Source organism: Ignavibacteriota bacterium, assembly GCA_016713565.1.
Lineage (GTDB): Bacteria > Bacteroidota > Ignavibacteria > Ignavibacteriales > Melioribacteraceae.
Map to the genome: position 1 here is coordinate 707112 of JADJOX010000007.1, position 23985 is coordinate 731096.

General features: G+C 31.1%; 25 protein-coding genes. 3 read left to right on the top strand and 22 right to left on the bottom strand.

Annotated elements, in window-relative coordinates; all coding sequences use genetic code 11:
- The first annotated feature begins 7 nt into the window (after positions 1–7).
- Genes IPK06_10400 through IPK06_10410 form a run of 3 tightly spaced genes read left to right on the top strand, consistent with a single transcriptional unit; the run spans position 8 to position 3323 of the window.
- A complete protein-coding gene (locus tag IPK06_10400) occupies positions 8–562 on the top strand; it encodes a shikimate kinase (GenBank protein MBK7980380.1) in 555 nt (184 codons plus the stop codon).
- Entirely contained in the window at positions 543–1631 is a 1089-nt protein-coding gene (aroB, locus tag IPK06_10405) for a 3-dehydroquinate synthase (GenBank protein MBK7980381.1), read from the top strand. The genes IPK06_10400 and aroB overlap by 20 nt, the downstream gene beginning before the upstream one ends.
- A gap of 3 nt (positions 1632–1634) precedes the next feature.
- On the top strand, positions 1635–3323 hold the full coding sequence (locus IPK06_10410) for a family 10 glycosylhydrolase (protein MBK7980382.1): 1689 nt from the start codon (positions 1635–1637) through the stop codon (positions 3321–3323).
- On the opposite strand, the gene uvrA is transcribed toward IPK06_10410, so the two are convergent.
- From uvrA to IPK06_10520, 22 genes are all read right to left on the bottom strand, one after another.
- A complete protein-coding gene (uvrA, locus tag IPK06_10415) occupies positions 3320–6100 on the bottom strand; it encodes an excinuclease ABC subunit UvrA (GenBank protein MBK7980383.1) in 2781 nt (926 codons plus the stop codon). The genes IPK06_10410 and uvrA overlap by 4 nt on opposite strands.
- Positions 6101–6222: 122 nt before the next feature.
- Positions 6223–7263: an MCE family protein gene (locus IPK06_10420; protein MBK7980384.1), complete on the bottom strand. Its 1041-nt coding sequence runs from the start codon at positions 7261–7263 to the stop codon at positions 6223–6225.
- Positions 7264–7275: 12 nt separating this feature from the next.
- Positions 7276–8025, bottom strand: coding sequence for an ATP-binding cassette domain-containing protein (locus IPK06_10425; protein MBK7980385.1), 750 nt, complete (start codon positions 8023–8025; stop codon positions 7276–7278).
- On the bottom strand, positions 8013–8816 hold the full coding sequence (locus IPK06_10430) for an ABC transporter permease (GenBank protein ID MBK7980386.1): 804 nt from the start codon (positions 8814–8816) through the stop codon (positions 8013–8015). Before IPK06_10430 ends, IPK06_10425 begins: the two co-directional genes overlap by 13 nt.
- A gap of 53 nt (positions 8817–8869) precedes the next feature.
- Complete coding sequence (locus IPK06_10435; protein ID MBK7980387.1) at positions 8870–9226, bottom strand: YraN family protein; 357 nt, start codon at positions 9224–9226, stop codon at positions 8870–8872.
- 2 nt (positions 9227–9228) lie between these two features.
- On the bottom strand, positions 9229–9852 hold the full coding sequence (locus IPK06_10440) for a ribonuclease HII (protein ID MBK7980388.1): 624 nt from the start codon (positions 9850–9852) through the stop codon (positions 9229–9231).
- A 2-nt stretch (positions 9853–9854) separates the two neighbouring features.
- A complete protein-coding gene (locus IPK06_10445) occupies positions 9855–10688 on the bottom strand; it encodes a geranylgeranylglycerol-phosphate geranylgeranyltransferase (GenBank protein ID MBK7980389.1) in 834 nt (277 codons plus the stop codon).
- Positions 10689–10696: 8 nt separating this feature from the next.
- Entirely contained in the window at positions 10697–12235 is a 1539-nt protein-coding gene (locus IPK06_10450; GenBank protein ID MBK7980390.1) for a BamA/TamA family outer membrane protein, read from the bottom strand.
- Entirely contained in the window at positions 12216–13178 is a 963-nt protein-coding gene (locus IPK06_10455; GenBank protein ID MBK7980391.1) for a 1-phosphofructokinase, read from the bottom strand. Before IPK06_10455 ends, IPK06_10450 begins: the two co-directional genes overlap by 20 nt.
- Positions 13179–13180: 2 nt before the next feature.
- Positions 13181–14452 carry a GWxTD domain-containing protein gene (locus tag IPK06_10460; protein ID MBK7980392.1) on the bottom strand — a complete coding sequence of 424 codons (1272 nt, stop codon included), beginning with the start codon at positions 14450–14452 and terminating at the stop codon, positions 13181–13183.
- Between the two features lie 16 nt (positions 14453–14468).
- On the bottom strand, positions 14469–15764 hold the full coding sequence (gene rimO / locus IPK06_10465) for a 30S ribosomal protein S12 methylthiotransferase RimO (protein ID MBK7980393.1): 1296 nt from the start codon (positions 15762–15764) through the stop codon (positions 14469–14471).
- Between the two features lie 63 nt (positions 15765–15827).
- On the bottom strand, positions 15828–17087 hold the full coding sequence (locus IPK06_10470) for a T9SS type A sorting domain-containing protein (protein MBK7980394.1): 1260 nt from the start codon (positions 17085–17087) through the stop codon (positions 15828–15830).
- 4 nt (positions 17088–17091) lie between these two features.
- Complete coding sequence (locus tag IPK06_10475) at positions 17092–17892, bottom strand: M48 family metallopeptidase (GenBank protein MBK7980395.1); 801 nt, start codon at positions 17890–17892, stop codon at positions 17092–17094.
- Positions 17893–17926: 34 nt separating this feature from the next.
- Complete coding sequence (locus tag IPK06_10480; GenBank protein MBK7980396.1) at positions 17927–18253, bottom strand: hypothetical protein; 327 nt, start codon at positions 18251–18253, stop codon at positions 17927–17929.
- The gene (locus tag IPK06_10485; protein MBK7980397.1) at positions 18243–18689 is read right to left on the bottom strand and encodes a hypothetical protein; all 447 of its coding nucleotides are present in this window, start codon (positions 18687–18689) and stop codon (positions 18243–18245) included. The genes IPK06_10480 and IPK06_10485 overlap by 11 nt, the downstream gene beginning before the upstream one ends.
- Positions 18690–18716: 27 nt before the next feature.
- On the bottom strand, positions 18717–19547 hold the full coding sequence (locus IPK06_10490; protein MBK7980398.1) for a phosphatidate cytidylyltransferase: 831 nt from the start codon (positions 19545–19547) through the stop codon (positions 18717–18719).
- 3 nt (positions 19548–19550) lie between these two features.
- On the bottom strand, positions 19551–19877 hold the full coding sequence (locus IPK06_10495) for a DUF2007 domain-containing protein (GenBank protein ID MBK7980399.1): 327 nt from the start codon (positions 19875–19877) through the stop codon (positions 19551–19553).
- Entirely contained in the window at positions 19852–20823 is a 972-nt protein-coding gene (locus tag IPK06_10500) for a CPBP family intramembrane metalloprotease (GenBank protein ID MBK7980400.1), read from the bottom strand. The genes IPK06_10495 and IPK06_10500 overlap by 26 nt, the downstream gene beginning before the upstream one ends.
- A gap of 85 nt (positions 20824–20908) precedes the next feature.
- Positions 20909–21691 carry a DUF3108 domain-containing protein gene (locus tag IPK06_10505; GenBank protein MBK7980401.1) on the bottom strand — a complete coding sequence of 261 codons (783 nt, stop codon included), beginning with the start codon at positions 21689–21691 and terminating at the stop codon, positions 20909–20911.
- Between the two features lie 121 nt (positions 21692–21812).
- On the bottom strand, positions 21813–22418 hold the full coding sequence (locus IPK06_10510; protein ID MBK7980402.1) for a DNA-3-methyladenine glycosylase: 606 nt from the start codon (positions 22416–22418) through the stop codon (positions 21813–21815).
- Between the two features lie 223 nt (positions 22419–22641).
- Positions 22642–23301, bottom strand: a complete 660-nt coding sequence (locus IPK06_10515; protein MBK7980403.1) for a heme exporter protein CcmB — start codon at positions 23299–23301, stop codon at positions 22642–22644.
- 42 nt (positions 23302–23343) lie between these two features.
- Positions 23344–23982 (bottom strand): ABC transporter ATP-binding protein, encoded by a 639-nt coding sequence (locus tag IPK06_10520; GenBank protein MBK7980404.1) that lies wholly within the window; start codon positions 23980–23982, stop codon positions 23344–23346.
- Positions 23983–23985: the final 3 nt, after the last annotated feature.

Consider the following 23985-nt stretch of genomic DNA (forward strand, 5'->3'; position numbering starts at 1 on the left):
TAAACAAATGATTGAAAGAATTTATTTAACCGGATTTATGACCAGCGGGAAAAGTACTTTGGGAAAAATACTGTCCAATTGCATCGGCTGGAATTTTTTCGATCTTGATATTGAAATAAGCAATGATGAAAATAAAACCGTTACCGAAATTTTTGAAACAAATGGTGAAGCTTACTTTAGAGAAATAGAAAGCGAAAAACTCAGAAATTTATCGACAAATAAAAAAGTCGTAATTTCTTTAGGCGGCGGGACTTTGATTAATAACTCCAATGTAAAATTCATTAAAGAAAACGGACATTTGATTTATCTTAGGGTTTCTCCGGAAGTAATTTACACCAGAATTAAAAAGAAAACAGATAGACCTTTATTCAAAGAATATGTTCTGGCGGAAAATTCTAAAGAAGATTTTTTAATAAAAATTAATAATATGCTAAAAGAAAGAGAGCCTTATTATCTGCAAGCTGATTTAATATTCGACGTTGATAATTCTCCAATCGGACATACAGTTGATAATTTTGTAAAACTAATTAACAGAGTGATAATTGAAAAAAATAAAAATTGATATTCCAAATAATGCTTACAATGTTTATTTGGGGAATAATATTTTCACGAACATTTTAGATTTACTGAAAAAAGAAAATTTATTAAATGATTTTTTATTGGTTATTGATAAAAATGTTGACGAATTATATTCAAGTTTAATCGACGGAGTTTTCAATTCATTTGGGAAAAAAGTCAATAAAATTATAATCGAAGCAACTGAGAAAAAGAAAAACTTCGAATCCGTTAAGGCAATTCATTCAACATTAATTAAAAATAATTATGGCAGAGATTCTATAATAATAGCGATCGGCGGTGGAATAATTGGAGATGTTGCCGGTTTTGCCGCATCGACATATATGCGCGGAATAAAATATGTTCAAATTCCAACAACGCTTTTAGCTTCCGTTGATAGTTCTGTCGGCGGTAAAACGGGAATAAATTTTGAAGATACAAAAAATATTATCGGCTCTTTTTACCAGCCTAAATTAGTTTTAATTGACACACAATTTTTCGGCACTTTACAACAAGATGAAATTCTTTGCGGTTTGGGTGAAATTGTAAAATACGCCTTTTTATTGGATAGTAATTTCTACTCATTTGTTAATAAAAATATTTCCAAAATACTTTCAAACGATTTTGAAACAATAAACAAGGTAATTTATAACTCAGTTAAATTTAAAGGAAGCGTAGTTACCGCGGACGAAAAAGAAAGCGGGATTAGAAAAATTTTAAATTTAGGGCATACATTCGCGCATGCGTTCGAAGTTCAGCAAAAGCACAAATTAAAACATGGCCAAGCCGTAATTGTAGGAATCACTTGCGCAATTTATCTTTCCCATAAACTAAATTTTTTAACGCAAAAGAATTTTGAAAATTATTTAAGATTTTTAACGCAATTTTCCGACAAAATAAAATTATCAAAAATTGATAACGAATCAATTATGAACATAATGCAGAAGGATAAAAAGAATCGAAACAATAAAATAAAATTCGTTTTAATTCAAAATGTCGGGAATATTTTAACAGATGTAAATGTTGATCCTAATTTAATCAATCAATCTATAACAGAAGCCGTTTCGCATTTTTAAATTATGAATAAATTTAAATTACTTTTAGTTCTTAACATATTTATTTATGTAAATATAATTTCGCAAATACCAAGAGAAACAAGAGCCGTTTGGATCACTACTAATTTGAAATTGGATTGGCCTCCAAATACTACTGATGAAGATTTTCAAAAGAAAACTCTACGTGATAAGTTTAAAACTCTGAAAGAAAAAAATTTCAACACCGTTTACTTTCAAGTTAGAAGCAACGGCACGGTAATGTTTAAATCTGACACGGAACCTTTTTCACCATATTTTACCGGCATTGTTGACAAAGCTCCGTCTTACGATCCGCTTCAATACGCAATTGATTTAGGAAAAGAATTTAATCTAGAAGTTCATGCTTGGATAAATATGGTAAGATGTTTTACCGGCAATGATGAAAAAATTGCGAAAAATCCAAAACACTTAAGAAGCTCTCATCCAAATTGGGTTCAGAAATATACGGAAAACGGCAACACAACTTATTGGTTAAATCCCGGAATTGAGGAAGCACAAAACTATCTTGTTGATCTTATGGTTGAACTTAGTTCCAAATATGATGTCGATGGAATTCATCTTGATTTTTTCAGATATCCGGGAACAGATTTCAATGATGATAAAGTTTTCAAATCAAGCAAGACCAATTTAGCTAAAGATGATTGGCGAAGAAATAATTTGACAAATATTTTAAGAAAATTTAAGGATAAAGCAAAGCCGTTGAATCCATCTCTTAAAATTGGCGCGACACCGATTGGAATAAGAAAAAATTTAAAAGGCGCAACCGGCTGGGAAGGATTTTCAAGCGTTTATCAAGATACCGAAACTTGGCTGAAAGAAGAACTTGTTGACTACTTGGTTCCACAAATATATTGGGGTTTTGATAAGAATCCAAAATTTGATATACTTGCTAAAGATTGGGTTGATAAATCATATAATAGAAATATTATACTTGGATTAGCTGCATATAAAGAAAATGTTTATCCTCAATTAAATAAAATGATTGAATACGGCAGACAAATCGGCGCAGCCGGAGTTTCTTTTTTTAGATTTGACCACATTGATACTAAAGATAAATTTTATACCGATATCGCGTTTCCCGCAAATATGCCTTGGAAAGTATTGAACAACAATGAACCTTCAGAAAATTTAATTTGTGATTTTGAAGAAATTTCGCCTAATGAAGTAATATTAAGCTGGGATAACAATCATGCGTTAAAAGTTCCAAACCAAATTAGATTTTATGTTCTTTATGACAATACAGATAAAAAGTCAATTGCCAGAATTATCTCGCTGGATAAAAGGCAGGCTAAACTGAAATTTTCCAATCCCAATAAACTTGCCTATAATTACAACATTGGAAAAATAGACAGACTTTGGAACGAAGTAAATTTTTCAAATCCGGTATTGGTTAAAGTTCCGGTTCTCCAGAAGTTGAAAGATGATTCGCAGACAAACATTCATCCAATAATTATTAAGCAAAATGATGATGAATTTTTATTGTCAGTACATTCTTATGAAAATCAAAAAGCTAAAGTTGGAATTTTGACAAAAGAAAATACTTATAAAGAATTGGAATTTGATTTTAGTATCGGACAAAATATTATAAAATTAGATGAAAATTTAAAACTTATTCAATCGATGAAAATAAATTTCTCAAATGATAATAGGGAAGAAGTAATAAACCTAATTTAATTGAGATAAGGCTTTAAATACTTTCCTGTAATTGAATTTTCGTTTTTCGCTATTTCTTCTGGTGTTCCAACGGCAACAACTTCTCCGCCGTTTTCACCCGCATCCGGACCCAAATCAATAATATAGTCAGCGCATTTAATTACATCTAAATTATGTTCAATAATTATTACCGAATTTTTATTTTCCACGAGAACATTGAAACATTTTAAAAGTTTGTTAATATCGTCAAAGTGCAATCCGGTAGTAGGTTCATCAAAAATAAACAAAGTATGATTATTCTTTTGCTGAGAGATTAAATGCTTTGCAAGTTTTATTCTTTGCGCTTCGCCGCCCGATAAAGTATTGGACGGTTGTCCAAGATGAATATATCCCAATCCAACATCTTGTAAAATTTTTAAGTAAGTTAAAATCCTTTCATTACCGTTAAAAAATTCAACGGCTTCATCCACGGTAAAATTTAAAACATCAACAATATTTTTACCCTTATAAGTAATTTCTCTTACTTCCTTTTTAAATCGCGTTCCCTTACAATCGTCGCACTCAAGGTAAAGATCGGCAAGAAACTGCATTTCAATTTTAACAAAACCGTCGCCTTTGCAAGTATCACACCTGCCGCCATCAACATTAAATGAAAAGTAACCAGGTTTGTATCCTCTTAATCTTGCCTGCGGAGTCGCGGCAAATATATCTCTAATAATTTCAAAGCCTTTTACATAACTGATTGGATTTGACCTTGGTGATTTTCCGATTGGTGACTGATCAACAATTTCAATTTCTTCTATTGAATTTATTCCATCCAAAGATTTATACTTTCCTATCTTATCAGGATTTTTACCGAGCAATTTTGCAATGCCGCCGTATATTATATCATGTACCAAAGTAGATTTTCCTGAGCCGCTAACGCCCGTTATAGCAACAAATTTTTGTAACGGTATCTCCGCATCCAAATTTTTTAGATTATTTTCAGAAGCGCCTGTAATTTTTATTTTCAGTGTTTCCTGCAAATTTCTTTGTTCCGGAAGAGGAATTTTTTTCTTGCCTGATAAATACAATCCCGTAATTGAATTTTCATCATCAATAATTTCATCATAAGTTCCAAATGCTACAACTTCACCGCCATTTTTTCCGGCTTTAGGTCCAATGTCAAAAATATAATCCGCTTCTTTCATCATTTCTTCATCGTGCTCAACAACCAAAACAGAATTGCCAATATCACGAAGCGATTTCAAAATATTTATCAATTTCCCGTTATCTCGCGGGTGAAGTCCAATGCTCGGCTCATCCAAAACGTATAATGTTCCAATCAATGCTGAGCCAAGAGATGTCGCGAGATTTATTCTTTGTGTTTCACCGCCGGAAAGAGTGCTGCTAAGCCGGTCCAATGTCAAATAGCTTAATCCAACATCATTTAAGAATTTTAATCTTTTTTGAATTTCTTTTAACACACTTCCCGCAACGTCATTTTCATATTTTGTCAATTCAATTTCTTCAAAAAAATCATAAAGTTTATTGATAGGCATTTTTACAATATCAAGCATCGACTTGAATTTTATCTTTACTTGTAACGCTTCTTTTCTTAATCTTGAGCCTTTGCATTCATAACAAGTCGTATATCCGCGGTATTTGCTCAATAAAATTCTAATGTGCATTTGATATGATTTTTGTTCAAGCTTTTTAAAGAATGGATCGATACCGATAAATTTATCGAAGCCGTTAAAAATTTTGCTCAGTTGAATTTCAGTTAATTGTCTGAAAGGAATATTTAGAGGAATTTTATTTTCTTTTGAAACTCTTATTAAATCCCGTAAATATTTGCTGAATTTTGCCGTACGCCATGGAGCAATCGCGCCTTCAAGGATTGTTAAATCCGGATTCGGAATAATTTTATCATAATCGTAACCAATTGTTTTTCCAAAACCCTGGCATACCGGACAAGCTCCGTAAGGATTATTAAATGAAAAAAATCTTGGTTCTGGTTCTGTATATTTTATTCCGCAGCATTCATATTGATTATTAAAATTCTTTAATTCATTGGTGTCTGCATTAATAATTGTTAATTTGCCTTCACCTTCTTTTAAAGTTATTTCAATTGATGAAGCAAGAAGTTCCCGCACTCTTCCCTTTTTAATTTTAAATCTTTCTATTACAACATAAATATTTTCTTTAGATTTAGGCGGTGTTTCGGCGGTATTCAAATCAATTAGTTTATTCTTATAATAAATTCTATAAAAACCTTTTTTTACCAAATGATTTAATTCTTCGGCAACGTTTCTTCCTTCGTGCTTGTGCATCGGAAATGTTAGATAGAATTTTGTTTCTTCATCATTTTGCTCAAGCCAATCCGAAATTGAAGCAACGCTGTCTTTTTTAACGATGTTTCCGCATTCAAAACAATATGTAATTCCAATTCGCGCAAAAATCAATCTTAAATAATCATAAATTTCCGTTGAAGTTCCGACAGTTGATCTTGGATTTCTTGCTCCTGTCTTTTGTTCAATAGCAACAGCCGGAGAAATCCCATAAATAAAATCCAAATCCGGTTTATTCATTCTTTCGAGAAATTGTCTGGCATAAGATGATAGGCTTTCAACAAATCTTCTTTGACCTTCGGCATAGATAGTATCAAAAACCAGAGATGATTTTCCGCTTCCGCTTACACCGGTAAAAACAACAAGCTGATTTTTGTTAATCTCTAGATTTATGTTCTTAAGGTTATGCTCGCGAGCGCCTTTGAGAATAATTTTATTTTTAATATTTGAGTAGTCTAAATTTTCCATTTTATAAGGATTGGTATAATGTAATTTGATAAAATAGCAATTTTTGAAGTGAATTTTAAAATATTATGACAAAGAAAATTTCTGTAAAATTCTAAAAATAAATTCAGTATTTGGCAAATACTTCATTCCTTTTTAGTTGATATTTTTTCTTCCAGTTCACGTAATTCTTTAATTTTAATATCCAAATTCTTACTTTGGTCATCAATTAATTTAATTTGATTATCAAGTTTCGATTCAAATTCTGATCTGTTCCAATATCCCCGCTGTTCAAAATAATTTTTAAATAACCAGTTATGCTTCAATGCTTCCATGTTTTCGGAAAAAGCATCCGCACCGACTTTAGCATTTTGAGTAGTTTGGGTTAAATTAGAAATAATCGTTTTAATCGAATCATAAACACTTTCATCCGCAATTAATGCTCCAAGTGCGCCTTCACCATTTTCAATTTTGCTTATAAGATTTCTTAAATCAATTGCCGCGCTGTCTACATTTCCGACAATGTCTTCAACACTGGTTCCAAGTCCAATAATAAATCCTGACATTCGGTCTAATCTTTCCACCATTGTCTTTAATGCAACATCGGCAGATTTTACGATTGTTACAGTTTCGGTATAAAGCTGTTTATCATTTACAAGCTGACCAATTGTTCCTTCTCCGGAATTTACCTTGCTTAAAACACCTGATAGATCTTTTGTAAGATCTTTCATGTAACCCATTATATTTTGAGTTTCTGAAATTATTTGCGACATATTAACCGGTGCTTTTGATAGTATCACTCCTCCGTCGTCTATAGTTGCATTTTCTTTAGAACCCGGAGTAATTATAACAATTTTGCTTCCGATTATTCCTTCTGTTTCAATTCCAGCTTCGCTGTCCAATCTGATAAATTCTTTAATATCTTTACTGATTCTCATCGTAACTTCAACTTTATATTGGTTGACTTCCATAAGTCTTATATCACTTACGCTTCCTACATTCAATCCGTTTAATCTTACAGCAGCGCCGGTTCGCAATCCTTCAACATTATCAAAATATGTTTTAATGTAAATGCTGTTTGTAAATAATGATTCTTTGCTTCCAACAAGGAAAATTGCAATAACTAAAAGAACTGTCCCAATAAAAATGAAAAGTCCGAGTTTTGCGCCTTCCAATTGTTTTAACATTTAATCCTCTCTTTACTCTACAATGTTTGTACTAAAAAAATTCACTAAAAATTTATCATTTGAATTAGCCAATTCAGTAAACGTACCATGATAAGCAATCTTTCCATCTTTAAGGAAAATATTTCTGTCAGAAATAATATTCGCGCAATTTAAATCATGCGTAACAATAATGGAAGTCATTTTTAATTGTTTTTGAAGCTGCAAAATCAGTTCACTGATCTCTTTAGATGAAATAGGATCCAAGCCGGTGGTCGGCTCATCATAAAACATTATTTCCGGATCGGTAATAATTGACCTTGCCAAGCCAATTCTTTTTTTCATACCTCCGGAAAGTTCAGACGGCATTTTGTCTATTGCGTCAGCTAAAGAAACCATATTCAAAGTTCTTACTATTTTTTTTTCCGCGTCTTCATCAGAAATTTCAACATTTCTTTGAAGAGAAAACTTTAAATTTTCTCTTACTGTCATTGAATCATATAATGCGGCACCTTGAAAAAGAAAACTTGTATGCCTTCTAACCTTGTTCAATTCTTTTGTAGAAAGACTTGTTACTTCTTTATCTTTAATAAAAATTTTTCCGCTGTCCGGTTTTAATAAACCGATTATGCATTTTAGTAAAACACTTTTTCCAGTTCCGCTTCTTCCAAAAACAACAAGGTTTTCACCTTTTTCAACGTCAAGCGAAATATTATCAAGAACAACTTTATCGCCAAATCTTTTACTTAGATTTTGAATACGAATTATATTATTTACATCGGCCATATCATCAATGAAATTTTTACTAAAACCGTATCAATAAGCAAAATTATTAAGGAAGCCAAAACTACGGCAGTTGTCGATGCTTTTCCAACGCCTTCTGTTCCGCCGTCAGCAATATAACCTTTGTAGCATCCTACAATTCCCACAATATAACCGAACACAAAAGTTTTGGAAATACTTGGAATTAAATCACCGAATTTAATACTGTCAACTACCGCGTTTTTATAATATTCAAAATTCATTCCCTGCGAAAGACTTAGTGCTAAAAATCCTCCGGCAATCGCGATAAAAATCACATAAATTGTAAGTATTGGAAGTATCATTGTTGTTGCAACAACTCTTGTAACAACCAAATATTTAAATGGATTGATAGCTGAAACTTCCATCGCGTCGATTTGTTCGGTAACACGCATTGAACCAAGTTCAGCTCCAATTCCCGAGCTTACTCTTCCGGCAAAAATTAGTGCGGTAATTACAGGAGCTAATTCTCTTACAATTGAAAGAGCGCTTGCTCCGGGTAAAAAATCAGACGCGCCGAACCTAACAAAAACCGGTTCGCTTTGCATTACAATAACTAAACCAATAACGAAACCGGTAACACTTACAATTGGAAAAGTTTTAATTCCAAGTTCGTTCATGTGTTTTTTTACTTCAGGAATTTCAAAAGGAGGAACAAACGCTTGTTTAATAATTTCCCAATTGAAAATTGTCAATCCCGTAATTGTCGCAAAAAAATTGTACAAATATTCATGGAACGTTAAATTTTTCTTATTTATTAGATTTGGAAGATTCATTTGAAATAACTATTTCTAAATTATTATTAAGAAATTTTCTACCCGATAATATACTAAAAAGCATTTTCAATATAAGTTATTTTAGGCGGAAGATTTTTATTCAACAATATGCCAATTACGTCAATTCTGCAATCTGTATTTTTAATTTCTTTTTCATATAAATAAGCTTCGGCAATCTTTTTTAACTGCCTTTGCTTATTTTTTGTCACGGCTAATATGGGATCACCAAATTCTAAATTTTTACGCGTTTTAACTTCAACGAAAACCAAAATATCTTTCTCTTTTGCAATTATATCTATTTCACCGTGTCCAAAATGATAATTTTGTTCAATTATTTCAAAACCTTTTTCTACTAAGAAGTCAGTCGCAATTTTCTCGCCGTAATTTCCAATGTCTTTTTTATTGTCCATTTTTATAACAACCTTTCTTGTTCGGTTTGTAAAATGTTTCTTAAAAAAGTCAATCTATGCATTGGCGAATGTTTATGTTTTTTTATTGCTTCAATGTGCTGTTTTGTGCCGTAACCTTTATTTTTCTCCCAAAAATACTGAGGATATTTTAAAGATGCCTCTTTCATGATTTCATCTCGTTTTACTTTTGCCAAAATTGAAGCAGCAGCGATTGTAAATGATTTTGCGTCACCTTTAATTATTGTTTTTGTTGGAATTTCGGAAGAGAATGCTTTATTGCCGTCAATGATAATTAAATCCGGATTTATATTTAGACTATCTACAGCAATTTTCATTGCTTTTAGTGTGGCTTGCAGAATATTAATTTCATCAATTTCTTTTTCATGAACAATTCCATATCCATAAGTTAATGCATGCGTTTTAATTTGTTCTGCTAAAATATTTCTTTGCTGCTCTTTAATTTGTTTTGAGTCGTTTACGCCTGAAATAAAAACTTCTTTATTAAAAATAACAGCTGCCGCAACAACAGGTCCTGCTAATGGTCCGCGTCCCGCTTCATCAATTCCGGCGAGTAAAAAATTATCCCTTGAAATAAAATTTAAATCGAACATTTTATTGTTTTTCATTTTCAGCCGGCCATTATTGCTATTAACCCAAATAACATACTAAGCTTTAACAATTTACTTATTTTAGAAATTTCTTTTGTAAAGTCAAAATAAAGAATAAGCTTAATTATATATGCCAATAATAAATCGACAGAGAATAAAACAAAAATAAAATATTCAATTTTATAAATTGAATTTAAAAATGGATAGAACGTTAACAAGATTAAAACAATTATAAGAAATATTAATAATTTCTTAGTGGATTTTATTCCAAATTTTGTGGGAAAAGTAATAACATTATTTTTCAAATCCCCTTCTTGATCTTCCACATCCTTTACAATTTCTCTGATAAAGTTCACCAAAAACGCAAATACAGCAGGAATAATTGATGCTTCCCAATTATTTACAGCAATACCGCCATAAACAAATGCCGACGCCGTGCAAAACGCAACGGTAAAATTTCCAACTATTAAAATATTCTTCAACGAATATGAATAAATCAATAGGATCAAACTGATCAATACGGCGATAAAGAATAAATTCCATGATGCCAAAAACGCTAAGTAAAGACCTATCGAATTAAAAATTAAATATAATACCGCGGCAAAATTAATTGATAACTCTTTTTTGGGTAAAGGTCTTGAAGGACGATTAATGAGATCAATTCTGTAATCAAAAATATCGTTAATTATATTTCCGGCACCGGCAATAAAAGATGCCGACAATGACGCAAAAATTATTTTATTCAACTCGAAAATTTCTTCACTGCAGATAAAAGCCGACGTGAGAACAACTAAAAAAGTTATTATAAAATTTACGGGTCGCGATATTTTTATTATGCCTAAAATCTTTTTCATTTTATGAATTAAAAATCGTTAAATAAACCAAAATGAATAAACCCGTCAAAAAGCGAAGTTCCCTGCGCTACAGCATAACTTACTTTCATAATTCCCAATCCTGTTTCCAAACTTAGTCCCAATCCAAATCCGTTTATATACTTTTCCATTCGAATATTATTTTCGGCTAATTTGTTCGTCTGTAAATAATAACCGCTATCCCAAAATGTAAACAGATAACTTCTTTGAGCCAATAAAAATCTATATTCAAGATTCGACCAAATAACTCTATTTCCTAAAAAAGTATTTTCTCTATAACCTCTAACTGAATTAGTTCCGCCGAATTGAAAATAATCGCTTACATTAAAATAATCACCAATAATTTCTTTAGCGTCTATTTCTAATGATAAAACCTGAGATTTGAAAAATGATAAATATCCACCGAATTCCAATTCATAATTATGATAATTTACATTTTCTGCAACTTCATTTGAAGTAATTTTTTTATGCTGAAATTTATAAACCGAGCCGAATAAAATTCCTTTTGTCGGCGCAAATATATCATCTCTGTAATCTACTTTTAACTTTAAGCCTGTGTTTACCGAGTTGGATTTTGGTATATTATTAACTGAAACTGTAGATATAGTTGGAATTATAATTTCATTTTCAAGAATAAAAGCCGCGCTGATATTTTCGGTTGCGAGAAATTCCAAATTTCCACCGAATAATCTTTTTACATAAGAACTGTCTTGTTTCCTTTGAAAAAATTCCAGTGAAAGATTGAAGGGAAAATCAAAAAGCCACGGCTCTAAATATTTTAAACTAAGTTCCTGTGTAGCGTTTGTTTCCTGCTGCCATTTAATTGAAGTTCCTCTTCCTGTTCCAAATAAATTTCTTAAAATAATGTTTACAAATCCCGTTAAATATCCCTTTTTATTTTCCGATTGCGAAGGAATATATCCGATTATTCCATCAAACGAATTTGTATTTTTTTCTTTGATCGATATTTTAAGAACTCCTTTGTTTTCATTGTCGACATAATATTTGGGAGTTTCAACAGCTTCGAAAAAATTCAATTTATTTAGAACAATTGGTATTTTATCTATCTTTTCCTGCGAATAAATTTCATCATTGGTAATTCTAATTTCATTTACAATAACGGAATTATCGGTTTTGGTATTACCTTCAATTTCAACTTTGTTTAACTTTTGCAATTCACCTTTATTAACATCTAAAAATATTTTTGCAAATTTGTTTTTTGTACTATCTTCATTTATTAAAATTGAATTGATCTTTATATTCGCAAAAGGGAAACCGATATTCTCATAATACTCAAGAACATTTGAAATAGCCGACTCAATTAACTCCGAATTAAACTGTCCGCCTATCAATCTTTGAAAATATTTTTCATATAGAGTGGAATCTAATTCGACAGAATCAATAATTGAAATTTGTTTTATTGCAATTTTTTCATCGGGAGTAAAACCGGTTAAAGTACTTTGGCAATAAATTAAAACGGGAAAAAATAAAGCGGAAAAAATTATGATTTTAGATTGTTGGTGAATCATCAATTATTTTTATTTTTTTGCCAATCTCTTGAATTGAAACATTTTTTGAAAATTGAATCGCGTTTTCCAATTTTACTTTACAGACGTCAAGACTTGCGGCATTTAATGAACCAAGCGCCGCAGCTAATTTAACAAAATCATTAAATATTAATGATTTTTCCAAACCGTAAATTATTCCCGATAAAAATGAATCGCCGCTTCCGGTAGCATTAATTTCTTCAATTTCGGGATTGTTAATTTTATAGTGAAAATCAGCTTTAGAAGCATAAAATGGATTTTTACCGTTTGTAATAAATCCTAAATTAATTCCCGATCTATAAAACCGATTCAGAATTTCATGATAATCTTCAGCAGATTCTAATGTAGAATTCAGATATTTTTTTAGTTCATCAATATTGTTATGAATTACTGTGGGTCCTAATTTTATTAAGTTTTCAAGGTTATTTCCGTAAGTATCGAGAACAGAAATTTTATCAAGATCATTGCAAAGTTCTAATCCTTTTTCAATTATTTGATTGCAATTTTCTGAAGGAACACTTCCCGAAAAAACGACAATTGATGAATTTACTATCGCCTTTTCCATCTTAAGTATAAATTGGGAAACTTCCTCATCGGTTATGATTGAGTTTATTCCGAAGTATGTTTTAATATTTTTGTTTTGCTCGTCAAAAATTAAAGAAGCTTCGCGCGTTTCGGATTTAGTGCCGATTGATGAAAAATTGATATTTTCTTTTTCAAGAATTGATCTAAAAATTTTTCCTTTGTTTCCGCCCAATAATGTCAATGAATGATTTTGAATTCCCAATTGATTCAATTGACGGCTGACGTTAATTCCTTTGCCGCCGGCGGAATAAAATTCTTTATAAGCTCTACTGCTTTGCGAAAGATCTTTAAAGAATAAATTTCTTTCCAACAAAGGATTAAGTGTAATTGATAATACCATAATTAAGGTCTATATCTAAACCAATCTCCGTAAGCGGGATTTTCTAATCTGTAATCGCCGAAATTGGTTTGATCAACAAAAATAAAGCTTCTGTTCAAAATATAATAATCCCAAATTTCATAAGGCTTCGAATCAATTTCATACGGTCTTCTTGTTACCTGATCCGGCGGACCAAGTGTAATATAAACCATTCCCATATCGCTTCTCCAACCTTTAAAATATCCGTTGAAATTTTCATTTGCGTATTCAACTCTTCTATAATATTCATTCAAAGTTTCGTTATCCAAAGTATTTGGAGATGGATCTAATTTTTTCCAATAATTTTGAAATCTCGACAATTTCTCTTCATAATTTTTGCCATCATCTATGAACGAAATATCGTCCGGTGTTGCAATGTACTGCATTTGAAGTACTGATTCATCAAGATCTTTTATTGAAGTCGGAAAACCGAAAATTTTTGAATAGAATTTTTTCGCGATTCCTTTTAAGATTTTAAAATTTTCATCATTTACTTTTACAACAATTTGATAATCGCCGAGAGCAAATTTTATATTTTGCAAGGTTTCATGAATCTCATTTTTCCCCGCTTTCAAATCTACAACAACATCCTTCTTAAAAAGTTGATTTCCTTCTTTATCAATAATACTATAAGTAATATTTTGATTGTTTTCTTTTTTAATATATAATTCGTAAAAGAAAGATAATGAAGTATCCTGCGATGTAACGATATTGGAAATATTGGGAATTATTTTTGTACCGTCTTTTGTTTCTATAAACTCGGAGACCAAAACAATATCGCTTAAATCCAGAATTTCAGAAAATTCCCTAATTTTTATTTTCTGTTCAAACGGATGATATTTTCTTGATTCCAAATCTTCAATTTTACATACAAATTTATATTCGCCAGGTTCAATTGAAATAGATTTATAACTTATATTAAAACTTGAATTAGATTCAGTCTGCTTAAAATTCTGCGTATTTACTTTTTCATTCCATTGTTTTTCCAGTTTAAGATTTTCTTCGTCAACGTCGTACAAAGAAACGGTAACAGCATATTTTGCAGAATATCCAAACGCGGATTTAATAAATTGAATATTAGAATACGGAATTTTAATGAAAACATCTATTCGGGATTTTCCGGAATCCTGACTTGCATAATTAGCTATATCAATATAGAATTTAGGCGTTTGTCCGGCTGTTCCGCCTTTCCTAGAATATTCTACTTGTCCAAAAATATTAGACAAACAAACTAAAAATACTAAAAGAATTTTCATTTTTATTTTCCGAATTTTAAACAAATTTACCAAATAAATCATACTCATTACAATCAACAATTTCAATGAAATAAAATTCACCCAATTTTAACATTTTATCGTCAGCTTTAATTAAAACTTCTCCATCGACTTCAGGCGCGTCCCATTCAGTTCTTCCAATAAAATATTCTCCTTCTATATCGTCAATTATCACTTTAATTTTTCTGCCGATCTGAGTTTTATTTTTTTCGAAAGAAATTTCTTTTTGAATTTCCATTATTTCCGATTTTCTATCTTCCTTAACTGTTTCATCTATCGGATTTCCAAGAATAAAACTTGGCGTATTTTCTTCTACCGAATAATTAAAAACTCCTATTTTTTCAAATTTATATTCTTGAATGAAGTTTTTTAATTCTTCAAACTCAATTTCGGTTTCGTTCGGATATCCAACAATAAATGTTGTTCTTACAGCTAAATTAGGAATTTTAATTTTTAGTTTTTGTAAAAGATTTAAGGTTGTATTTTTTGTTATACCTCTTCTCATCGATTTCAAAATTGTATCAGAAATATGCTGAAGCGGAATATCTATGTATTTACAAATTTTTGGATTTTCGGCGATTTCATCGATAAGATCTTCGGGAAAATGCGATGGATACGCGTATAAAAGTTTTATCCATTCAATTCCATCAATTTGAGAAATTTTATTCAACAATTCAGCAAGATTTCTTTTTCCGTAAATATCCTTTCCGTAATCGGTTGTATCTTGTCCAATTATCAATAATTCTTTTACACCTTTTTTAACTAGTGAATTTACTTCGTTTAAGAGGTCTTCAATCGGCCGCGATTTATGAAGCCCGCGCATCAAAGGAATCGCGCAAAATGAACAAGGATTATCACAACCTTCTGATATTTTCAAATAAGCAAAGTGTTTTGGCGTGGTCAATTCGCGCTCGCCTAAAAGCTCTTTCTTTAAATTTCCGCCGAACTCTTTAACTATTCCTTCATAATCTTCAGTCCCGAAATAAACGTCAACATCGGGAATTTCATTTTTAAGCTCATCCATAAACCTTTCCGATAAACATCCTGCAACAACGATTTTTTTTACTTTGCCCTGCTTTTTTAAATTCACGGCATGAAGTATTGTGTTTATAGATTCCTCTTTTGCGGCGTCTATAAATCCGCATGTATTAATAATTATGCTGTCGGAATTTTCGGAAGTATTTGTAATTTCAAAATTATTTGCTGTTAACTGCCGCGCTAACCTTTCGGAATCCACAACATTTTTTGAACAGCCAAGTGTAATTATTTCTATTCTGTTTTTATTATCTGACATTTAATATAAAAAAGTAATTGATTTGTAAATTTACGATTTAAAAGACAATTTTATTTGATGAGTTTACTTTAACAATACCATTTTTTTTACTTTTCTGTAATTTCCGAATCTTAATTCGTAGTAATAAATTCCGCTGGTAAGTTTGGAACCGTTGAATTCAATTTCATAGTTTCCGGGGGTTTGATTTTCATTTTTAAGTAATGCGACTTCATTTCCAATCACATCGTAAACAACCAATTGAACGTTTATATTTCTATGTTTATTATTAATGGGAATTGTATATTTTATTTTTGTAACAGGATTGAAAGGATTTGGGAAGTTTTGATACAAACGAAAATCATTATTAAGATTGCCGTCATTCAATGAAGTAATTTCTGAAGTTCTTTTATAATAATAAAGATAAGCAGGAAACGTAAAAGTCGTTCCGTTATAATCAATTTTTTCTTCACTCAAAGTGTAATAGCCTTTATCAGCAAAAGGTTTCCAGCAAACCGCTTCACCTTGTGATTCATCAATCGTATTTTGAAAAGGCAGAAGTTCAGGTGCTCTTGAGCTTAAAACTTCCGGAATAGTTTCATTTGGATTTCTGTACCAATAAAAAATATTGGTATAAGATTTTATCAAAATCTCACTTCCATCCTTAGATATATCGCCTGCTGTTAAATAGTTGAAAGGTTTATCGTCTTCAGGATCAAGTTCCAATTGAAATTCCGCCGATTTCTCAGCTTCAATATTCTGTGTCGTTGATTGAGGAAACGGAAGTCTGTAAATTCTAATTTTAGAATTTCTTTTACTAATAATAAATATATCCTTTGTAATCGGATCCAACATAAGCGTTTCGGCATCGCGCGGGCTATCGGGATAATAAAAAGAAATTTTTTCAACATTGGATAAAGTTGTCTTAATGGAATTTTGGTTTAAAGAAACGAGCGGTTCTTCAATTCTATATATATACTTAATTGTATATTGACCGTCATTATCTCCGATATCCCCAATATAAATATAAGATTTAGAATTATCCGGACCTGAGCCAACCGCAATATCTTCCCAGTCCCTATTTTCTGCGCCGGAAATGGTATATTCTCCGAGATCGTTTCCCGATGTATCTATCGCAAAAATTCTATTTTTATCTCCGGAATCATTATGCACCCAAATTACTCCGGGATTTTTAGAGCTAGCAGCAATTCCCGAAGCTTCATCAATATCATCATCCTCAATTAAACCCAAAGTAATTCTATCTGAAAAAGTTGGAATATCACTTTGAGCTAAAATTACAAAGAAAACAAAAAACAGAAATATGAAAAAAATATATTTATTTATCATTTAATTAATTTTTATAATACTGCATTGCTTTTGGAACTAACTTCTTCAGATCATTAATTCTTGTTTCATTCGATGGATGCGTGCTTAAAAATTCGGGCGGTGCGCCGCCGCCTTGCGCTGCCATTCTTTGCCAAAAACTAACTGCGTTATTGGGGTTATATCCGGCCATTGCCATAAAAATCAGACCCATATGATCCGCTTCGCTTTCATGCAGCCTGCTAAACGGAAGTAAAACTCCGACTTGTGCGCCGATTCCGAAAGCGGTCATTGCCAACTGCTGTGTAAGCTGAGGTTTGCTTTGCAGAGCGGCTTGTAATCCCAATCCTCCTAATTCAACTAATAAAGATTGGCTTAATCTTTCTCCTCCGTGTTCAGCTATAGCGTGAGCAATTTCATGACCCATAACCGTTGCAATTCCAGATTCATCCTGGCAAATTGGTAAAATTGCCGTATAAAAAACAACTTTTCCACCGGGCATACACCAAGCATTTACTTGATCGCTTTCAACAAGATTAAATTCCCATGCATAACCGTCAAGCTGATTTGACATTTTCTGTTCGGCAAAATATTTTTCAACGGCTTTTTGGATTTTTGCTCCGACATTTTTTATTAACGCAACATTTTTTGTATCGCTGCTTAATTTATTTGATTTTAAGAAATCTGTATATTGTTGAAAGCTCATTGACATAAGCTCTGAAGATGGTATTATATTCAATTGATTTCTTCCGGTAACCGGTACGGTACTGCATGAATTAGTAAATATTGAAATTGCTAATAAAAGAATTAACAAAATCCTGTTTTTCATTTTTGCCTCATATTATAAAAATTTAATCGAAATATTATTTAATTTTTTGAATAAACTCAATTGGCGCGCCATTTTCTTCTATAAATGCAACAATGTAATTTTCCGATGGCATATTTGGCTGAATTATAACGTTTTTATTTTCTATTGCGGAATTTAAATCTTCAACTTCAAACGCTACATGCGGAATAGTTTTCACAATTTCAGGTAATTTACAATCTGGTAAAAATCTCATCCATTCTATTTTGTATTCACTCGTTTCATAACCGGAAACGTATATATTATAATCTTTTAAAAATTCTTCATTAGGCTTAACCACATTTGTTGGAATTCCCAAATGATGATACTTTAATTCATTTTTCATCTTTTTGTTCCCAGCCAATCAATTCACCGTTTTTAAAAAAATATGTTATATCTCCGTAATACCATTGGGTGAACAATCCCCATTTTTCTTTATTTTTCATAATTTTATCCGGTTTTCCCCAACTCGCTTCAAGCATTTTTTCCGACATTCCTTTCCAAACTTGACCTTTAGCAATTCTACCTCCGTTAACTTTTCCGAACTTTTTTATTAGTTCATTTACTCTTGATGACACAATATTTTCGTTTAATTTTTCAATTGCAAGTTTTAAACTGTCAATATCTTTAAGAAGTACCGATTTTTCATTCAGCAAATCTGATTTTTGCTGCGTTAAACTGTCGGTCAAAAAATTATATCTTTCAACTGATAATTTTTCTTTGTTTTGCGCAAAAATCGCAAATTGTGTAATTAAAAAAAGCAGAATAAATATTCTTAACATAAAAATAATAAATCCTAAAAAGTTTGATTATTTGTTGCCAACAAACAAAAATAGGTAAACATAAACGGTTGGAGCAGTTAAAAAAAGCGAGTCGAATCTATCGAAAATACCGCCGTGACCTGGGATTAAATTTGACGAATCTTTAACACCGGCGTCTCTTTTGAATAAACTTTCAACTAAATCTCCAAGCTGTCCAATTAGGCCTACAATTATTCCGATAATTATTGAATCAAATAAAGTCAGATTATCTAAAATCAAAGCTTTAGCCGCAATCATGGCTATAACTGAAAATACAAATCCGGCAATTGCTCCTTCCCAGCTTTTATTAGGACTAACGCGCGGAAATAATTTATGTTTTCCAATTGCCGATCCGATGAAAAAGGCGGCTGAGTCACAAATCCATATTGAAGCCATAATAGAAATTATTAAGTAACCGCCTTCATCATATACCAAAACGGAATAATTATAAAATTCCCTAATCGCTAAAATGGAAGCCGAAAATAAACCCAAATACAATATCCCAAGAAATGTGGCGCTCGTATTTAAAATTGCTGATGATTTATTTCTAAAAAGTTCTGAAAGCAAAATTAAAATCGCCGATGAAATAATTATTATATCAAATTGAACAAAGTTGAAATAAACGTTAAGAATAAGTAAGGCAACCGTTAAGAATCCCAACAGCGAATTTGGATAAATGTTTTTCTTTTTGGCTAATCCGGTAAATTCCCCAAAAGAAAGCAAGCCAATGCCCAAAACAAATATCAAAAATGGAATTTTTCCGTAAACACACGCAAATAGAATTAATGGAATAGCAATTACGGATACAATTATTCTTACTGAAGTATTTCCCAATTTCATTTATTATTCATCTTTGTTAATATCGCTGATAATACTTTCGGCATCTTCCATATCTTCTTTTTTTACAAGAACTTTAATTATTGACAAATCTCCCGGTGAAGGAAAATTAATATCTTTTTGTGAAAGAATTATTGATTCAATTCCCGCGCCCTCTAAATTTGCCTTTATCATTTCCGCTTCAAAATTTTCCGCGGTTGTAAATGCTACATCCCAATCTTTATAATTAACTAGGTTAAGCTCAAAATCTTCAATAGTAACTAACGGAGTTCCGCATTCAACACAAACTTTAATATCGTCAAGATATTCAATTTCGCATTTCGGGCATATCATTTTGCACCTCCTTATTATTTATAAGCCTATTATAATTTTTCTTTATGAAAAACACAAATGATATAAATAACAAAAGCAGCAAGCTGAATATGATAAAATGAATATTAATTCCTTCGGCATCAACAAAATTTGTCTGCATAAGTTCATCTTCGCCGAAAATAAAAAATGCAAGAATGGAAAGAAAATTATTTAAAAAATGAAGTATCATCGGGACAATAATGGAATTGCTGAAATAAACGGAAAACCCGAAATACATTCCTAATATTATTAGCGGAATTAATCCATAAGGATTGAAATGATAAACACCAAAAAAGAAACTTGTAATAAAAATTGATGTCAATGGTTTTAGTTTATACTCAAAACTTTTCTGAACAAAACCTCTAAAGAAAAACTCCTCACAAATTGCGGGCGTTACGGCAACCGTAATAATTATAAGCAAAATCTCAATAAAATTATGCGCGGTTAATAGCTGTAAATATGACTCCTCAACATATTTATCAAGTTCGTCAAGAAAGGTTTTCATTTGTTGAACAAATGAATTTGATTTCGCGAGTTCACCAATTAAATAATTTTGGACGTGCATATATTCCTGCATTAGCGGAATTAGAATAATCATACCAATAACAAAAATTCCTACCTCTTTAGGTTTAGGCATTCTGAATCTTACAATTGATGTAACATCAATAAAAACCAATTTGCTGAATAGTATAGCGGGAAATAAAATAAATAATATTTGAGAACCTATTGTAAGCAAACGTAATAAGTTCATATCCGCGTTTTTTAAATCGAAACCGAAAATGCCCAGAGCAAGAAGTCCACCTCCAAATTGGAATATAAAAAAAACAGCGATTAAGCCTAAAACCGCAGCTTTTGTGGGAGACATGGTTGGAACATTTTGGAACTGATCGGAATTGTTTTCCGGCTGTGTCATATTTTCATTATTCATGGTTAAAAAATATAGAAAAGCAATAAGGGAATCTACATTTAGTAAATTAAAAGAGAAATTATTTTTTGAGTTTTAACAACCTTCTTTATTTTGTAGCGGCTAATTTTGGTTTTATTCCTTCATAACTCGTCAATTCCGCGTCAATTGAGCCAATTAATATTTTTGATTTTACTTTAACCGGCATTTTAACATTGTCATCGGTGAGCCAAATTATAATATTGCCTTCGCTTTTGAACAAACCGCCCTCAACAACTAAAGGCTCAATCATTATGCAATTAAATGTTCCGGCTTCAACCTTAACTTTTTCTTTTCCTCTGTAAACAACATCCAAAGGATAAACTTTATCTTTAAAGAAATTTTCCAAATGAAAGCTTTCGCCGACTTTCAATGAATCAAAATTCAACGTTCTTGCCAAATAAAACGCGGAAACAATGTCGTTAACGTATGGCGGAATTTTATAAGTTCCTTTGCTTGTTTTTGCTGAATTTTTTCTTTGATCAAAAAATGCGGAAAAATCTCTAGAAAAATTTCCTTCTCTTATATGCTGTTCAAATCGCCAAGGAAATAAACCTTTAACATCAAGGTAAGTTTCGTAACGATCGCGGACTTTAAATAAACCGTCGAAACTTTCCAAAGAATTTACGTTAAATCTTACGTGAAAAACGTCTCTTTTTGCAATTTTTTTAATTTGAGGAATTTCCATTACCGCAACACCGGCTGTTACAAATCCGTATTTTACGTCAAAAGTTAATCTTTCTCCAACCGAAAAAGCTTTGTTTTCTAAATTTCTGAATTCGTCTTTCTGAGCGGTTAAATTTGAAAAACAAAATATTATTACAAAACCAAACTGTAAAATTCTTTTCAGCATTTTTTCTCCAAAATCGCAAAGGTTAAATTATATTACAACATAATTTTTAAGAAGTTTCAAATCAAAGGATTATCACACACAATTATATTCGAAAAAATAGAAATTTGATTGAATTCCAAATTTATTTTTTTGAAACGCATGGATTATCTTTAATATAGAATCTCCACATCAAATCTTTTGATTTTTTAATTCCTATTCTTTTTGAAGCAATAATTTCGGAATCGTTTAATTCTTGGTCGTTTAACAAAAAAATGCTGTTCTTAGTCAGATCACTTCCATATTGCTCTTTTGTAATATTAAAAGCTTTACAGATGTTGCCGGGTCCGCTTAATAATTTATTAATTTCAGAATTTTTCAAATCAATTTTTCCGAATCTATTTTGAGTAAATGTTTCAATTCCTTCAATAGGTTCCATTGCGCGAAGCAGAATGCCGGTTCCATGATCTTTAACTCCTGTTACAATATTCGCGCAGAAATGCATACCATAAGTAAAATAAACATAGAGATAACCTCCTTCTTCAAACATTATTTTGTTTCTTTCGGTTTTCCCTATAAATGAATGAGACGCTTCGTCAACATTGCCGTCGTATGCTTCAACTTCTACAATTTTAGCTGAAAGTTTTTTGTCTATTCTTACATCATTAAATACGAATATTTTACCCAATAATTCTTTTGCGACAATAAGAACATCTCTTGTATAAAAATCTTTTTTTAATTTTTTTTTCATAAAATTGAGATACAAACAAAATGGAAATAAGATAAAACAAAAAAATATACAATTGCAGTATCAATTACATTTTTTTACATTATTATTGATTTCTAAAATAAGTGAGCTTAAAAATTATCGTTTTTATTATATAATAATTTGGATTTAATTAAACAGAAATTCAGTAATGTATAATTAAGAATAATAAAATTTCTTATTTTTTATAACGAACTAAATCTTTTTTTTAATCTTTCCAAATAAAATCAAAAAGCATGAATCCCGCAGTCAGCATAATTACATCATAACAAAACAATACGGCTAATTCAACAAAAGCGTCGGAAACCGGATCTCCATCCATCGCAAATTTTGTTAATTCCATTAGAGTTAAGATCAGCGGCAATAATATTGGAAAAGATAATACAGGATAAAGTGTGCCTTTCGTATTTGCTTTGGAAATAATTGCGGCAATTAATGTTGAAGATATCGCAATTCCCATACTTCCTAAAAATAACGAAAGAAAGAAAAGTGAAAAGTTTAAAATTATAAATGATTCAAAAAGCAGATAGTAAAGAAATACAATTGCTATATTCATTATAAAAACGAGAATCAGATTAAATAATAATTTCCCAAAATAAATTGTGGAAGGAGCAGCGATAAGCTGTAGAGTTAAAGTCGTTCCTCTTTCTTCTTCCGAAACAAACGCCCGCGATAATCCTGACATTGCCGAAAAGAAAATAACTACCCAGAATAATCCGCCGGTTAAATGTATGCTGACTTTTTCTTGACCAATTGAAAACAAAATCACACTTATTGTAACAAGAATAAACATAGCCAGCGCATTTATTGCGTAACGCGTTCTAAGTTCAGATTCCCAATCTTTTTTAAATACAGAAATTACATTCATTTTATAATGTTTAACCGCCAAGGTTTTAAATACTCGGAGGTTTTATATGTTTACTTTATAATTTTCTATTTCCAAAACTTCACCGCATAATGCCAAATCGGAAGTTTCATTTGACGCAACTATAACTAAATTATTTTTGCTTTCTCTATTTATTATTTCATAAACTTTTTCTTTACCGGAATTATCCAAATTGGAAGTCGGCTCATCAAAAAATAAAATTTTAGGCATATGCAAAAGCGCGGAAATAAATTTCATTCTTTGTTTCATTCCGCTTGAATAACCTTTCAGCAAATCTTTTTTTCTATTTAAAAGTTCAAATTCATTCAGCAAAAAATCCGCTCTTTCTCTATCAAACTTTATTCCTCTGATATTTGAAAAATGCATCAAATTTTCTTCTGCGTTAAATTCATCATATAAAACTAAATACGGCGAAACAAAACCGATATAATTATGTAGTTTTTCGGAAATAATTTCTTTGTCCGAATCTTTATGAATTACTTTTCCATTTGTTGGTGAAATTAATCCGGCAGCAATTTTGACTAATGTTGATTTACCTGATCCGTTTCTGCCCGAAAATCCGTAAACTTTCCCACTTTCAAATTTATAATTGATCTCTTTAAATATTAATCTTCTTCCAAAGGATTTTGTAATATTTTGAAGTGTAAGCGAATAGTTATTCATTTA